The 14,068-nt window shown below is 54.9% G+C and carries 13 protein-coding genes, 1 tRNA gene and 1 pseudogene; 11 read left to right on the top strand and 4 right to left on the bottom strand.

All coding sequences use genetic code 11. The features are described 5' to 3' along the window. Window positions 1-1,023: 1,023 nt before the first annotated feature. Window positions 1,024-1,362, top strand: a pseudogene (locus tag JGC47_RS17860) (tyrosine-type recombinase/integrase); the annotation flags it as partial. A gap of 25 nt (window positions 1,363-1,387) precedes the next feature. Here JGC47_RS17860 and JGC47_RS05275 read toward each other — a convergent pair. Continuing rightward, a tRNA-Arg gene (locus JGC47_RS05275) sits at window positions 1,388-1,464 on the bottom strand. Window positions 1,465-1,645: 181 nt separating this feature from the next. Here JGC47_RS05275 and folD point away from each other — a divergent pair. The 3 genes from folD to adhP all read left to right on the top strand — a co-directional run bounded on the left by folD (window position 1,646) and on the right by adhP (window position 3,935). Further along, window positions 1,646-2,512, top strand: a complete 867-nt coding sequence (gene folD, locus JGC47_RS05270) for a bifunctional methylenetetrahydrofolate dehydrogenase/methenyltetrahydrofolate cyclohydrolase FolD (RefSeq protein ID WP_004156475.1) — start codon at window positions 1,646-1,648, stop codon at window positions 2,510-2,512. Continuing rightward, window positions 2,512-2,724 carry a ribosome-associated protein YbcJ gene (gene ybcJ / locus JGC47_RS05265; protein WP_004156474.1) on the top strand — a complete coding sequence of 71 codons (213 nt, stop codon included), beginning with the start codon at window positions 2,512-2,514 and terminating at the stop codon, window positions 2,722-2,724. The genes folD and ybcJ overlap by 1 nt, the downstream gene beginning before the upstream one ends. 194 nt (window positions 2,725-2,918) lie before the next feature. Further along, window positions 2,919-3,935 (top strand): alcohol dehydrogenase AdhP, encoded by a 1,017-nt coding sequence (gene adhP / locus JGC47_RS05260; RefSeq protein ID WP_004156473.1) that lies wholly within the window; start codon window positions 2,919-2,921, stop codon window positions 3,933-3,935. Window positions 3,936-4,012: 77 nt separating this feature from the next. Here adhP and cysS read toward each other — a convergent pair whose 3' ends face one another. Next, a complete protein-coding gene (cysS, locus tag JGC47_RS05255; RefSeq protein WP_013035922.1) occupies window positions 4,013-5,401 on the bottom strand; it encodes a cysteine--tRNA ligase in 1,389 nt (462 codons plus the stop codon). Window positions 5,402-5,636: 235 nt separating this feature from the next. Here cysS and ppiB point away from each other — a divergent pair, with 235 nt between their 5' ends. The 4 genes from ppiB to purK all read left to right on the top strand — a co-directional run bounded on the left by ppiB (window position 5,637) and on the right by purK (window position 8,568). Beyond that, window positions 5,637-6,131 carry a peptidylprolyl isomerase B gene (gene ppiB / locus JGC47_RS05250; RefSeq protein WP_004156470.1) on the top strand — a complete coding sequence of 165 codons (495 nt, stop codon included), beginning with the start codon at window positions 5,637-5,639 and terminating at the stop codon, window positions 6,129-6,131. Beyond that, window positions 6,131-6,847, top strand: coding sequence for a UDP-2,3-diacylglucosamine diphosphatase (gene lpxH, locus JGC47_RS05245; RefSeq protein ID WP_004156469.1), 717 nt, complete (start codon window positions 6,131-6,133; stop codon window positions 6,845-6,847). Before ppiB ends, lpxH begins: the two co-directional genes overlap by 1 nt. A 147-nt stretch (window positions 6,848-6,994) precedes the next feature. Beyond that, window positions 6,995-7,504, top strand: coding sequence for a 5-(carboxyamino)imidazole ribonucleotide mutase (gene purE, locus JGC47_RS05240; RefSeq protein ID WP_004156468.1), 510 nt, complete (start codon window positions 6,995-6,997; stop codon window positions 7,502-7,504). Beyond that, entirely contained in the window at window positions 7,501-8,568 is a 1,068-nt protein-coding gene (purK, locus tag JGC47_RS05235; RefSeq protein ID WP_004156467.1) for a 5-(carboxyamino)imidazole ribonucleotide synthase, read from the top strand. The genes purE and purK overlap by 4 nt, the downstream gene beginning before the upstream one ends. 53 nt (window positions 8,569-8,621) lie before the next feature. On the opposite strand, the gene ybbP is transcribed toward purK, so the two are convergent. Together ybbP and ybbA are read right to left on the bottom strand one after the other, a co-directional pair. After that, window positions 8,622-11,039, bottom strand: a complete 2,418-nt coding sequence (gene ybbP, locus JGC47_RS05230; protein ID WP_004156466.1) for a putative ABC transporter permease subunit YbbP — start codon at window positions 11,037-11,039, stop codon at window positions 8,622-8,624. Continuing rightward, the gene (ybbA, locus tag JGC47_RS05225; RefSeq protein ID WP_013034851.1) at window positions 11,036-11,722 is read right to left on the bottom strand and encodes a putative ABC transporter ATP-binding protein YbbA; all 687 of its coding nucleotides are present in this window, start codon (window positions 11,720-11,722) and stop codon (window positions 11,036-11,038) included. Before ybbA ends, ybbP begins: the two co-directional genes overlap by 4 nt. Between ybbA and tesA the strand changes: the two genes are divergently transcribed. From tesA to JGC47_RS05210, 3 genes are all read left to right on the top strand, one after another. Next, complete coding sequence (tesA, locus tag JGC47_RS05220) at window positions 11,690-12,343, top strand: multifunctional acyl-CoA thioesterase I/protease I/lysophospholipase L1 (protein WP_169799817.1); 654 nt, start codon at window positions 11,690-11,692, stop codon at window positions 12,341-12,343. The two genes, ybbA and tesA, sit on opposite strands and share 33 nt — an antisense overlap. Before the next feature lie 840 nt (window positions 12,344-13,183). After that, window positions 13,184-13,606 carry a hypothetical protein gene (locus tag JGC47_RS05215; protein ID WP_004164057.1) on the top strand — a complete coding sequence of 141 codons (423 nt, stop codon included), beginning with the start codon at window positions 13,184-13,186 and terminating at the stop codon, window positions 13,604-13,606. Continuing rightward, window positions 13,561-14,058: a colicin-like pore-forming protein gene (locus JGC47_RS05210; RefSeq protein ID WP_127133420.1), complete on the top strand. Its 498-nt coding sequence runs from the start codon at window positions 13,561-13,563 to the stop codon at window positions 14,056-14,058. Before JGC47_RS05215 ends, JGC47_RS05210 begins: the two co-directional genes overlap by 46 nt. Window positions 14,059-14,068 lie beyond the last annotated feature (10 nt).

The following is a 14,068-nucleotide window of genomic DNA, read 5'->3' as shown; positions in this document are numbered from 1 at the left end:
CTGGCCTTGCCAAAATTCTGCCTGTCTGTTTCTTATTGCAAGACGGGACACGACAAAAAATGGTAACGGTGATGGAATGAGGAATGGGCAAGGTGGAAGAATCAAAAGGAACGTATTTTTACCAGGCGACCTGAAATATCTCATCTGGAGAATGATTTTCGGTTACTGCCGGATGAAATAAGCGATCGGCCTGGCGGTATCACTAATCTGACTGGCTAAGCAGCGGTTTTGTCAGGTCAGCAAGCATTGGATACGCGAGGTAAGCCGGTAACAACAACAGCAAGCCGCTTTCTCGATTACGATTTGCCTTTCTGCTTATCAAGGTTACTTACGCCAGCATTCATAAACTCAAAACCATGATGATAAATAACCGCAGTGATGTTGTCAGACAAGCTGTTCCGGCCATCGGTTAGTCCTTACTGGCAGGTGATATATCTGTTATCAGATCCGGGCGGCAACAAATGCTAACGCAATAGTAAGAGAATGATAAACAGGGTGAGCGATAAATATCTGTCATCCTTATTTCGAGATAAACTCCCTGAATTGACAACCTGTGAATTAGAGAAATTTTCCCTTAAGAGCGATGATATTTTGTAGAAGTGTATCGAATCAGACGATATGTCATACACAAAAATTAATTATGCTACAACATTTAATATTGATATGTCACAAAGGGATTCGGGGATTATTTTTAGTGACAAGCTTCATGTTTATTTCGCAAATGGTTTACCAGTAAGCCTGTCGGGGAAGTTAACACTTCCCACGGTTTATGTGGGTTAAGAATAAGCTAAGGCAGATCACTGCTTTATAACTGAATATTGTTGACAACTGGTTGAGTTATAAGCTGGTAAAGCACTCATTCGGATTGAGGCGCGACGAAGCGTTTATACAGCAGCGATAACGGTTGAGGAGCTAACGAGACATTTTGTACGCTAACCAGGTTAACATTATTCGCCGATTTAGGGGGGGGCCTCCCTCAACGTTGCCTCTGCGTAAATTACAGGCATATTAGCGCACTATCATTTTGTGCACACCGCGGCATCTGAACGCAATGATGGGACGACAACGGCTGCCGCCAGAAAGATGCGTGTTGACATTAAAACTGCATGGTGCGCAGCGCTAAAACGTGCAGGCATTGAAAACTTCAGGATTCATGACTGGAGGCACACCTGGGCGAGCTGGTTAGCTCAGACAGGCATATCGCTTTCTGCATTGCAGGAAATGGGGGTAGGAAAGTTGGAAACGGTACAGTAGTTTGCACATCTTGCACCGAATTACTTAACGGAACATGCGTGCAAAATTGACGCGATATTGAAGGTAAGGACACTAATACGACACCCGGAATTAATCAGGCCGGACTAATAATAGCGTAAATCATTGATTTAATTGGTACGCCCTACAGGATTCGAACCTGTGACCTACGGCTTAGAAGGCCGGTGCTCTATCCAACTGAGCTAAGGGCGCATAGTAGATGCGTCGGATTATACGGCCAGAGTCTGCTGAGTCAACGATTTTACTGCCGCCAGACATTCAATGCCGAAGTAATGAACAATATCCTGCCAATCTGTGCCTGACAGCATCGCCAGCTTCTGACAAAATAGGCACAATTCGCGATATAACTTAACACAGATGGATCCCCTCTCTGATGGTAGCAAAAATTATTGATGGTAAAACGATTGCGCAGCAGGTACGCAATGAGGTTGCCGGGTTAGTTCAGCAGCGAGTGGCCGCCGGGAAACGAGCCCCTGGCCTGGCGGTGGTTCTGGTTGGTGATAATCCGGCTTCACAGATTTATGTCGGCAGTAAACGTCGTGCCTGTGAGGAGGTTGGGTTCCTTTCGCGCTCGTACGATCTACCCGCCACTACCAGCGAAGCGCAGTTGCTGGATCTGATTGCAGAACTGAACAACGACGGGGAAATTGACGGTATTCTGGTACAGCTGCCGCTGCCTGCCGGTATCGACAATACCAAAGTGCTGGAGCATATCTCCCCTGCCAAGGATGTTGATGGCTTCCATCCTTACAACGTAGGCCGCCTGTGCCAGCGTGCTCCAACGCTGCGCCCCTGCACGCCGCGCGGCATCGTTACGTTGCTGGAGCGTTATCAGATTGATACCTTCGGTCTGAATGCCGTGGTGGTGGGTGCCTCCAATATCGTTGGTCGCCCGATGAGCATGGAGCTGTTGCTCGCCGGTTGCACCACTACCGTCACTCATCGCTTTACGAAGGATCTGCGTCAGCATATTGAAAACGCCGATCTGTTGGTGGTCGCTGTCGGCAAGCCCGGTTTTATTCCCGGCGACTGGATCAAGCCAGGCGCGATCGTCATCGATGTCGGGATTAACCGCCTGGAAAACGGTAAAGTGGTTGGCGATGTCGATTTTGACCAGGCGTCAGAACGTGCGGCCTGGATTACCCCGGTACCGGGCGGCGTCGGTCCGATGACCGTTGCTACTCTGATCCAAAACACCCTACAGGCCTGTGAAAGCAACGACGATGGAGTATCAGCATAATGGCAACTTTCTCTCTGGGCGATCATTCCCATGTCGATCTCTGTGACCTGTTGAAGCTGGAAGGCTGGGTAGAAAGTGGCGCAATGGCAAAATCGTTTATCGCCGACGGCTATGTGACCGTGAACGGTGAGGTAGAAACCCGCAAGCGCTGCAAAATTGTTGCAGGTCAGACGGTGGCTTTTGACGGCAACAGCGTGACCGTTAGCGCCTGATCCGATCATTCTCTGCGCAAGGCTGCCCTCTCACGGGCGGCTTTTTTATTGCCCGCAGCATGCTCAGTGTTTATCTCTTAACCATCTGATACGGCGCCCATGTCTATACTGTGGTGAGTTGACCTATATCAATATATGGCTGACCGCTGGCGCTAAGCTGGTGATGTTCACCTTATAAACTGAAGAGGTTCACGATGAAAGCTGCTGTCGTCACTCACGATCATCAGGTTGATGTGGTAGAGAAAACCCTCCGTGCGCTGCAGCATGGCGAAGCCCTGCTCACCATGGAGTGCTGTGGCGTGTGCCACACTGACCTGCACGTTAAAAACGGAGATTTCGGCGATAAAACCGGCGTTATCCTCGGGCATGAAGGGATTGGCGTAGTGAAATCTGTCGGCCCGGGCGTAACGTCCCTCAAGCCCGGCGACCGTGCCAGCGTGGCGTGGTTTTTCAAGGGCTGCGGCCACTGTGAATACTGCAACAGCGGCAATGAAACGCTGTGCCGGGAGGCGGTCAACGCCGGTTATACCGCCGATGGCGGCATGGCTGAAGAGTGTATCGTGGCGGCGGATTATGCCGTGAAGGTGCCTGACGGTCTCGATCCTGCAATCGCCAGCAGCATCACCTGTGCCGGTGTCACTACCTATAAGGCCGTCAAAATCTCCGGCATTTCCCCCGGTAAGTGGCTGGTTGTCTATGGCCTCGGCGGTCTGGGTAATCTGGCGCTGCAATACGCAAAAAACGTGTTCAATGCCAAAGTCATCGCCGTTGATATCAGCGATGACCAACTGAAGTTTGCCGAAGAGATGGGGGCCGATATGGTCATCAACTCACGTAATGAAGACGCGGCAAAGCTGATCCAACAGCGCACCGGTGGCGCACATGCCGCCGTGGTCACGGCGGTGGCGAAAGCGGCGTTTAACTCTGCGGTGGATGCGATGCGCGCCGGTGGCCGTATTGTGGCGGTGGGCCTGCCGCCGGAATCGATGAGCCTGAATATCCCGCGCCTGGTGCTGGACGGCATCCAGGTCGTGGGTTCGCTGGTCGGCACGCGTGAGGATTTAGCTGAAGCCTTCCAGTTCGCCGCTGAGGGCAAGGTTGTACCAAAAGTAACGCGCCGCCCGCTACAGGATATCAATGCGATCTTCCACGAAATGGAGAGCGGTAAAATCGTGGGCCGCATGGTGATTGATTTTAACAGCACCCATTAAGCCTGCCGCGCAGCGCAGATTGCAGATCAAAAAAAGCCCCGGCACCTGGCCGGGGCTTTTCGCAGAGTAATGTCAGATCATTTGCGACGCCAGCGAGTGCCGCCGGCACCGTCTTCCAGCACAATGCCCATCTCGTTAAGACGGTCGCGCGCCACGTCGGCCTGTGCCCAGTTTTTCTCTTTACGCGCATCAATACGCATCTGGATCAGCGCTTCAATCTGCGCCACTTCTTCATCGTTGACGTTGGCACCACTTTGCAGGAACTGCTCCGGGTCCTGCTCCAGCAGGCCCAACACGCCGCCCAGCACGCGCAGGCGCGCCGCCAGTCCATCTACCGCCGCCGGATTTTCCGCTTTCATCCGGTTGACTTCACGCGCCAGATCAAACAGCGCTGAATAGGCTTCCGGGGTATTGAAGTCGTCATCCATCGCCGCACGGAAGCGCGCCTCAAACTCTTCGCCTCCGGCCGGGGTGGCACCGGTATCGGTATTACGCAGCGCAATATACAGGCGCTCCAGCGCCGAACGCGCCTGGTTAAGGTTATCTTCACCGTAATTTAGCTGGCTGCGATAGTGGCCGGACATCAGGAAGTAGCGCACGGTTTCCGCATCGTAGTGCTCCAGCACGTCGCGCACGGTAAAGAAGTTGTTCAGCGATTTCGACATTTTCTCACGATCAACCATCACCATGCCGGAGTGCATCCAGTAATTTACATACGGGCCATCGTGGGCGCTGGTGGACTGGGCGATCTCGTTTTCATGGTGCGGGAACATCAGATCAGAACCGCCACCGTGAATATCGAAGTGCTCACCCAGCTGTTTGCAATTCATCGCCGAGCACTCAATATGCCAGCCCGGTCGGCCGTTGCCCCACGGGGAAGCCCAGCCGGGTTCATCGGCTTTGGACATTTTCCACAGCACAAAGTCCATTGGGTTGCGCTTCACATCGGCGGTGACCTCAACGCGCGCGCCGGCCTGGAGCTGGTCCAGATCCTGACGCGACAGCGAACCGTACTGCAGATCGCTGTCGACGGAGAACATCACATCGCCATTGCTGGCAACGTAGGCGTGTTCACGGGCAATCAGCTTTTCCACCAGTTCGATAATCTCTGCAATATGGCGCGTGGCGCGTGGCTCAAGATCCGGCGGCAGTATGTTCAGCGCGGCGAAATCCTTATGCATCTCACCGATCATACGCTGGGTCAGCTGTTCGATAGACTCGCCGTTCTCGTGCGCACGTTTGATAATTTTGTCATCTATATCGGTGATATTACGCACATAGTTCAGCTGATAGCCGCTGTAGCGCAGATAGCGCGCCACCACATCAAAAGCGGCAAAGGTTCTGCCGTGGCCGATATGACACAGGTCGTAAACGGTAATGCCACACACGTACATACCGATTTTTCCGGCATGAATGGGTTTAAATTCCTCTTTTTGACGACTCAGGGTGTTATAAATCTTTAGCATCGAGACATTCCGTTTAAGCGTGTGCGGGTTAGCGATAATTAAGTGTGTATAATATTCTGACGTATTTTTTCGTGCAGCGCTACGCAAAGCAGGGTTCGCCCTGGCGCCGTTATGCAGCATTGCTGACGAGCCATCACAATTTGTGATATAAAAGCCGTCTGCCGCCAGGGGAAGACATTATGTCTGCATTTCCGGCGCCCACAGTTAAATACTTCAACCCCGACAGGACGAAAAAATGGTTACTTTCCAGACTAATCATGGCGATATCGTCATCAAAACTTTTGATGATAAAGCACCGGCTACCGTAAAAAACTTCCTTGAATACTGCCGCGAAGGCTTTTACGACAACACCATCTTTCACCGTGTGATCAACGGTTTTATGATCCAGGGCGGTGGTTTCGAACCGGGCATGAAGCAGAAAGACACCAAAGATGAGATCCGCAACGAAGCCAGCAACGGCCTGAAAAATACCAAAGGTACTCTGGCCATGGCGCGTACTCAGGCGCCGCACTCTGCAACCGCCCAGTTCTTCATCAACGTAGCGGACAACGACTTCCTCAACTTCCGTGACGAAAGCCTTCAGGGCTGGGGCTACTGCGTGTTCGCTGAAGTGGTTGAAGGGATGGACGTGGTGGAAAAAATCAAAGCCGTCTCTACCGGCCGCAGCGGCATGCACCAGGATGTGCCAAAAGATGACGTGATCATTCAGAAAGTGACCGTCAGCGAATAATGTCGCACACGCTGTTTATCGCAGATCTCCATCTGTGTTGTGAGGAACCGGCAATCACTGCCGGTTTTCTGCAATTTTTGCAGCGTGAAGCCCGGCACGCCGATGCGCTGTACATTCTTGGCGACCTGTTTGAAGCCTGGATTGGCGACGACGATCCCAATCCGCTGCACGCCCGGATCGCCCATGCCCTGCATCAGCTCGACATCCCCTGCTACTTTATTCACGGAAATCGCGACTTTCTGCTGGGCAAGCGCTTTGCCCGCTCGGCCGCAATGACGCTGCTGCCGGAAGAACAGGTGCTGGAGCTGTACGGCAAGCGCCTGCTGATCATGCACGGGGACACGCTGTGCACCGACGATATCGGCTACCAGCGTTTTCGCCAAAAAGTGCAGCAGCGCTGGCTGCAAAAGCTGTTCCTTGCCCTGCCGCTGTTTATGCGCCAGCGTATTGCGTTAACAATGCGCGCCGGCAGTAAACAGGCTAACAGCAGTAAGGATAGGGCGATCATGGACGTTAACCCGCAGGCGGTGACGGAAGCGATGCATCGTTATAACACGCCGCTGCTGATCCACGGCCACACGCATCGTCCGGCGGTGCACCAGCTTGAAGTGAACGGCCAGCCGGCGCAGCGCCTGGTGCTGGGGGCCTGGCACCAGCAAGGCTCAATGATCAAAGTCAGTGCTGACGAGATAAGATTGATTTCCTTGCCGTTGTGATGCGAAAACAGGCGTAATATGGCGCTGTTGCGCGCCACGCAACCGTTTTCCTTGCCGCGCAGTCGTGATATTCTCTCTGCCCTTCCCACCCGGTAGCCCCTTCATGGCCAGCGGGTGACGTTATACAATCACAGGAGTCAGATCCGCATGTCATCCAACGCCGCACCGGCCCGCATTGCTATTGTTATGGGTTCCAAAAGTGACTGGGCCACCATGCAGTTTGCCGCGGAAATCCTCATCAGCCTGGACGTTCCGTTTCACTGCGAAGTGGTATCAGCCCACCGCACGCCGGATAAGCTGTTCAGCTTTGCCGAACAGGCCGTGGATAATGGTTATCAGGTGATTATTGCCGGTGCAGGCGGGGCGGCGCACCTGCCGGGAATGCTGGCAGCAAAAACGCGGGTGCCGGTGCTCGGCGTCCCGGTACAAAGCGCCGCGCTGAGCGGGGTTGACAGCCTGTACTCCATTGTGCAGATGCCACGCGGCATCCCGGTAGGCACGCTGGCGATTGGTAAAGCCGGGGCCGCCAACGCTGCCCTGCTGGCGGCACAAATTCTCGCGCTGCACGACAGCGGCCTGGCGCTGCGCCTGACGGACTGGCGACAGGCTCAGACGGATGAGGTGCTGAACCATCCGGACCCGCGGGAGGAAGCATGAAACCGGTCTGCGTATTAGGTAACGGTCAGCTCGGCCGCATGCTGCGCCAGGCCGGTGAGCCACTGGGCATTGCCGTTTATCCGGTCGGCCTCGACGCCGAACCACAGGCACTGCCGATCGCGCAAAGCGTGATCACCGCCGAAATCGAACGCTGGCCGGAAACCGCCCTGACGCGTGAACTTGCCGATCATTACGCCTTTGTTAACCGCGATATCTTCCCGCTGCTGGCGGATCGGCTGACGCAGAAACAGCTGCTTGACCGCCTCGGCCTGGCAACGGCACCGTGGCAGCTCTTATCCGCTGCCGACCAGTGGGCACAGGTGTTCACCACCCTCGGTGAACTGGCGATCGTGAAGCGCCGTACCGGCGGCTACGACGGGCGCGGCCAGTGGCGTCTGCGCGCCAGCGAGACCGCGACGCTGCCCGACGCATGCTACGGTGAGTGCATCGTCGAACAGGGCATCAACTTCCTGGGCGAGATGTCGCTGGTCGGCGCGCGCGGCGATGACGGCAGTACGGTGTTCTACCCGCTGACCCATAACCTGCACCAGAACGGCATTCTGCGTACCAGCGTGATGCTGCCTGACGTCGATGCGCAGCACCAGCAGCAGGCGGAACGCATGCTGTCGGCGATCATGCACGATCTGAACTATGTTGGGGTGATGGCGATGGAATGCTTTGTGGTGCCGGAAGGTTTGCTGATCAATGAGCTGGCGCCCCGCGTGCACAACAGCGGTCACTGGACGCAGAACGGCGCATCCATCAGCCAGTTTGAACTGCATCTGCGCGCCATTCTCAACCTGCCGCTGCCCACACCGGTGGTCAATACCCCGGCGGTGATGGTCAACCTGATTGGTACCGACCTCAATACGGCGTGGCTCAGTGAGCCGCTGGTGCATCTGCACTGGTATAATAAAGAGGTGCGCGCCGGGCGTAAGGTCGGCCACCTGAATCTGGCAGATGCCAGCACGCTGGCACTTAGCACCGCGCTGAATGCCCTGGTTCCGCTGCTGCCTGTGGAATATGCCAGCGGTATTGCCTGGGCCGTGGATAAACTCGCTTAAGCAATTAGTGCGGCGGGATGAATTGCGGCCCGCCGTATCACCTCGCAGCGCCGTTAGCATGACTCATATCCCCGGAACAACGCCCTGCCTTTCAGCAGACGCACGCCCAGCCAGCCGCCGCACAGTGACAGCAGCAGCGCAGCGGTTAACGGCAGCGCCAGCCACAGCACAAAGTCCGGCTGCCACGGGAAGTTAAACACCTTGCGCTGTAATCCCCACAGCGCCGCTTCAGCCCCGATGGTCGCCGCCACGCCCGCTACCACGCCAAGCAGCGCAAATTCGCTCCACAGCGTGGCACGCAGCAGCTTCTTGCTGGCACCCAGCGTGCGGTAAACCACCAGCTCCTGTCGCCGCTGGCGCATCCCGACCTGGATCTGTGCCAGCAACAGCAGCACGCCACAGGCGGTAACCAGTATTACCATGATCTCCAGCGCCTGGCTAACCTGGGCCAGCACCTGGCCTATCTGGCGTAAAATGGTGCCGATATCCAGCAGGCTTAAGCCAGGAAACTGGCGGTTTAGCTGCGCCAGCAGCGCGTCCTTGTCATTGAGGCGGAAGCTGGTCAGCCAGGTCTGCGGCTGGTCGTCGAGCGCGCCAGGTGGGAAAATAATGAAGAAGTTTGGCCTGAGGCTTTCCCAGTCCACCTTACGCAGACTGCTGATTTTAGCGCTGAACTGCCGGGTATCCCCGGTAAAGGTTAACGTATCGCCCAGCTTTACCCCCAGCCGCTCTGCCAGCCCCTGCTCGATCGAGACTTCCCCGGTTTTCGGCGGCCCGCTGCCGGCGGTCAACGGATTGTGCTGCGGCAAATCTTTAAGCCAGGTCAGATTCAGCTCGCGGTTAAGTGATTCGTCCAGCGAGGGATCCGCTGGCTGCTGGTTAATCCCGGTCAGTCGTGCGCGCACTAGCGGATAGAAGGTTTCCGGCTGCACCTGGTGCTGTTGCAGGAAAGACGTCACCTGAGGCACCTGCCGGGCGGTGATATTCAGCAGGAAATAGTTAGGGCTGTCCGGCGGCAGCTGCTGCTGCCACCTGTCGAGCAGATCGCCGCGCATCACCAGCAACAGCGCCAGCAGCATAAACGACAGCGAAAACGCTGCCAGCTGGCTAAGGGTGGTCCACGGCTGGCGCAGCAGGCGGTTGACCGCCAGACGGAACGCCAGGTTGCGCAGCGTCAGACGCCGGAGCAGCAGCAGCCCGCCCCAGCCGATGGCCCCCAGCAGTAGCGACAGCAGCACAATGCCCGCCATCAGCGCCCACAGCAGCTTGCTGCCCCCCACCAGCAGGGCCAGCAGGCCGATCACCACCACCAGCACGGCAGGCAGATAAAACTTAAGCGGCCAGATATTCGCCACCGCGTCACGGCGCAGTACGCGCAGCGGTTGAGTCGCCAGCAGCAGACGATAAGGCCGCAAACCCACCAACAGCGAAATAGTTAATAAGGATCCCAGCGCCCACAGCCACGGCCAGCCGCTGGCGGCCGGTAACTCCCCTGGTAAAACCGGGCGCAGCATACCTAGCAGCAAGGTTTCAAAACCGAGGCCAATGGCGCTACCGGCCAGCGCGGCCAGCAGCAACACCGCCAGCCACTGGCCGATTATCAACTTTTGCAGGGCGTGGCGATCCGCGCCAAGGGTTTTCAACACCGCAACCAGATCGTAACGGCTGCGGCAGTAGTGGTTCATCGCCACCGTCACTGCGGCAATCGCCAGCATCAGCGTCAGCAGCGCCGACAGCAGCAGGAACTGTTGAGCGCGCTGCATCGATTTACCCAGCGCGTCCTCTGAGTTATCCATACTGATCCAGCGCTGTTCGGGGGTAAGACGTGCGGCAATGTAACGGTCATATCGTGCCAGCTGCGCCGGCGTTCCGGAGAATTTATAGCGCCAGGTCACCCGGCTGCCGGGCTGGACGGCACCGGTTTTAGCCACGTCGGCGAGATTCATCAGCAAACGCGGCGCAATCTGGAACGGATTAAAGCCCGCATCCGGCTCCTGGATCACTTCCCCACTGATACGCAGCGTGGTATCGCCGACATCAAGGTTATCTCCGGCTTTACGGTCAAGCAGATCCAACAGGCGCGGCGCGGCCAGCACCGTGCCCGCTGCCGGTTTTAAGCCGACAGGCGCGGTGGACAGCTGGCCAAACATCGGGTAGAGGCTATCCACCGCCTTTACCGCGGCCAGCTGCGGCGTATCACCGGCAAAGGCCATGGTCATAAAGGTTAGCTGTCGCCCAACCTGTAGCCCTTCGGACCTGGCCTTATCTAACCATTCACCCGGCACCTCTTTGCCGCTGCGCAGAGTGCGATCGCCGGCCATAAAGTCACGGCTTTGCTGCGTCAGCCCTTTCTCCATACGGTCACTGAGCGATCCGAGCGCCAGCACGCAAGCCACCGCCAGCGTCAGCGCCAGCCAGACGATCAGCAGCGAGGGGGATTTCCACTCGCGACAGAACCAGCGCCAGATCATGTTTCCTCCCACAGCTTGCCGTCACGCAAACGCAAGCGCCGACCGCAGCGTGCGGCCAGCCGATCATCGTGGGTCACGAGGATCAGGGTGGTGGCGTAATCCCGGTTCATGCTGAATAACAGATCGACGATACGCTCGCCGGTTTTGCGGTCCAGATTGCCGGTCGGTTCATCAGCAAACAGCAGCGCCGGACGGCCATGAAAGGCGCGCGCCAGCGCCACGCGCTGCTGTTCACCGCCGGAAAGCTGGGCGGGCAGATGATTAAGGCGTTCGCCAAGGCCGAGCTGGGCCAACAGCGTTGCCGCCTGCTCGCGGCTCTGCCTGTCGCTCATACCGCGCAGCAGCGCCGGTAGCTGCACGTTCTCCTGAGCGTTAAGGGTGGGCACCAGCATAAACGACTGGAAGACGAAGCCGACATTCTGCGCCCGTAGCTCAGCCCGCTGCTCCTCATCCATCTGATGCAGCGGCTGGCCGAGCATCATCACTTCTCCCGCACTGCCGTCATCCAGTCCCGCCAGAATCCCCAGCAGGGTTGACTTGCCCGATCCCGACTCACCGATCAGAGCAATGGTTTCAGCCGGTTTGACAACCAGCTCAACTCCGGTAAGGATTGAAAGCTGATGCTCACCCTGACCGACGGACTTACTAAGATGATGAACCTCAAGAATGTTTTCCGCTGGCATTACCCGTTCCTGTTTTTAATGGCTTTTATGACGCTGCGCGCAACGGCGGCGGATACGCTGCTGGTGCTGGGCGACAGCCTGAGCGCCGGTTACCGCATGTCCGCCAGTGCCGCGTGGCCTGCGTTACTCAATGAGAAATGGCAAAAATCCCCCGCTATCATTAACGGTAGCATAAGCGGCGATACTACGGCGCAGGGGCTGGCCCGGCTTCCGGCACTGCTGAAGCAACATCAGCCGCGCTGGGTACTGATTGAGCTGGGGGGCAACGATGGTTTACGTGGGTTCCCTCCGCAGCAGGTCGAGCAGGATCTGAGTCAGGCGATTGCTCAAATCCAGGCGGCAAAGGCGCAGCCGCTATTGATGCAGGTGCGGCTGCCCGCCAACTATGGCAAACGCTATACCGCGTCATTTGCCGCTATCTACCCCAAACTGGCCGGTCAGTTTGCCATCCCGCTGGTTCCTTTCTTCATGGAGCAGGTCTATCTGAAGCCAGGATGGATGCAGGACGACGGCATCCACCCCAATCCGGCGGCCCAGCCCTTTATTGCTGAACTGCTGGCAAAACAGCTGGCTCCCTTAGTTAAGCAGGAATTACCGGATGCTGCGGGGAATGATGGGTAAAGTTATGCAAAACTACTAAAATAATTAATTAACCCGGAACAAGTCAGCCTGGCGACGACCACAGGACCCCCCAGGTGGTAATAATGTCTCATTTTATGAAAATTAATTACCCAGGAAAATAAAGATAATCAAAAATCGACGTTGATAAACTTTATGTAAATGCAATCACACAGATTTATTTTCAGCTATCGAAACGTAAGCAGACAAAGAAAGGGTATTGAAAAAAAGATTAATCTTAACTGCATGCTTATAATTAAAAATGATTTTACAACCGTAATCATCGCCAGGACTCGGGTAACCTTTTTCCCCCTGTTAAACATGAGCAGGGGGATTTTTAACGACCATGACCTCACTGAATATTTCGTTGTGAAGTAATATAAACTCCAGAAGCCACCTGAAGAAATATATCAAAATTTGCAGTAATAATTACAAATCCTGTACATCCATACCCAGAACGTTGCAAGACACTCTCTGGCGACCTCTCTGCTTCGTCCACTATGTCTTCAGGTGTAGTCGCTTCCTGTAAAACTAATACTCAGGGTTCTGTCCGGGAACAGGACTAAGAAGTCAGACGTACCTATTTTAAATTCACTTGAAATAAGGTGCTTGTATTTTTTATATTTACTCAATTCAATGTCGGTGTTAACCCAGCGTTGATATATGGCAGTTGATGATGTAACCAGAAATACACCTATATACAGCATGTGGTTGACAGTTTACTTATCAGTCATCCGTTAGCAAGAGGAAGCTGTAAGTCTCTACGCCTGTTTTCAGGCTGATTAACCATCTAAAGAAGGAGAAAGAATATGGCTGGATTCAACTACGGTGGAGGCCCTGGAGATGGCACAGGGTGGAGCTCAGAGAGAGGAAACGAACCGAGCCCTGGCGGTGGTAGCCACGGAAACGCAGGTAACAGTAAAACAGGTGGATCACCGGGTAAAAAAAAGCACTAAGCCGGATCTATCCCGGTCTGATGGAGATGAGATAGCCCGCTCATACGGACTCGATCCGAAAATATTCAGCGAGTATTTTATCAATAGTTATGGAGAAGTCATTGGCATATGTCCCGATGTAGGCGGTGACGCTTTTGGTGTTAACCTCGGCCCGGCACCAGCAGAATTTTCAGCCATCAGCGTCCCTAACCGTCTTAATAGCATTAACAATGGAAAACCGTTCGGCCCAGTAATTCGCATTCGTAGCGACCTTCCGACGAAAGAGTGGCTGCACTCAATAAAATTGTTGCTGATAATGCTCCCAAAGTAATAAAAGGCCATGCTGGTCAAAGGATCCGTGATGCAAGAAAAGCGATGCGCGAAGCTCAGCCGGAACTTGAACTAATTAGTAAAACTAAAAAAATGCACCGTGAATTTCTTGGTAAAGCAGGTGAAATAATCACTGATGCAGGTGGGAAAATCAGTGAAAGATTGGGAGAAGGTTATCACCAGGTAGCAAAAGAGATTGCTGATAACATCAAAAACTTCCAGGGAAAAAAAATCCGAAGTTTCGACGAAGCCATAGCATCATTAAACAAAATTACCGCTAATCCAGCCATGAAATTTAATTCATCCGACAAGGCAGTTATTGTTAATGCATGGAAGCAGGTAAACGCGAAAGACATGGCCGAAAAATTAGGTAACCTGAGCAAGGCATTTAAAGTGTCAGAGATAATTCTGAAGGTTGAAAAAATCCGCGAGAAAAGTGTTGAAGGCATTTAAACCGGTAACT

Source organism: Erwinia amylovora (assembly GCF_017161565.1).
GTDB lineage: Bacteria > Pseudomonadota > Gammaproteobacteria > Enterobacterales > Enterobacteriaceae > Erwinia > Erwinia amylovora.
This window is presented reverse-complemented; position numbering and strand designations above follow the sequence as displayed.

Bases quoted from the DNA above. Each gene is read 5' to 3' on its own strand.
- folD (WP_004156475.1), top strand. From the start codon at position 1,646: ATGGTAGCAAAAATTATTGATGGTAAAACGATTGCGCAGCAGGTACGC.
- ybcJ (WP_004156474.1), top strand. From the start codon at position 2,512: ATGGCAACTTTCTCTCTGGGCGATCATTCCCATGTCGATCTCTGTGAC.
- adhP (WP_004156473.1), top strand. From the start codon at position 2,919: ATGAAAGCTGCTGTCGTCACTCACGATCATCAGGTTGATGTGGTAGAG.
- cysS (WP_013035922.1), bottom strand. From the start codon at position 5,401: ATGCTAAAGATTTATAACACCCTGAGTCGTCAAAAAGAGGAATTTAAA.
- ppiB (WP_004156470.1), top strand. From the start codon at position 5,637: ATGGTTACTTTCCAGACTAATCATGGCGATATCGTCATCAAAACTTTT.
- lpxH (WP_004156469.1), top strand. From the start codon at position 6,131: ATGTCGCACACGCTGTTTATCGCAGATCTCCATCTGTGTTGTGAGGAA.
- purE (WP_004156468.1), top strand. From the start codon at position 6,995: ATGTCATCCAACGCCGCACCGGCCCGCATTGCTATTGTTATGGGTTCC.
- purK (WP_004156467.1), top strand. From the start codon at position 7,501: ATGAAACCGGTCTGCGTATTAGGTAACGGTCAGCTCGGCCGCATGCTG.
- ybbP (WP_004156466.1), bottom strand. From the start codon at position 11,039: ATGATCTGGCGCTGGTTCTGTCGCGAGTGGAAATCCCCCTCGCTGCTG.
- tesA (WP_169799817.1), top strand. From the start codon at position 11,690: ATGATGAACCTCAAGAATGTTTTCCGCTGGCATTACCCGTTCCTGTTT.
- ybbA (WP_013034851.1), bottom strand. From the start codon at position 11,722: ATGCCAGCGGAAAACATTCTTGAGGTTCATCATCTTAGTAAGTCCGTC.
- JGC47_RS05215 (WP_004164057.1), top strand. From the start codon at position 13,184: ATGGCACAGGGTGGAGCTCAGAGAGAGGAAACGAACCGAGCCCTGGCG.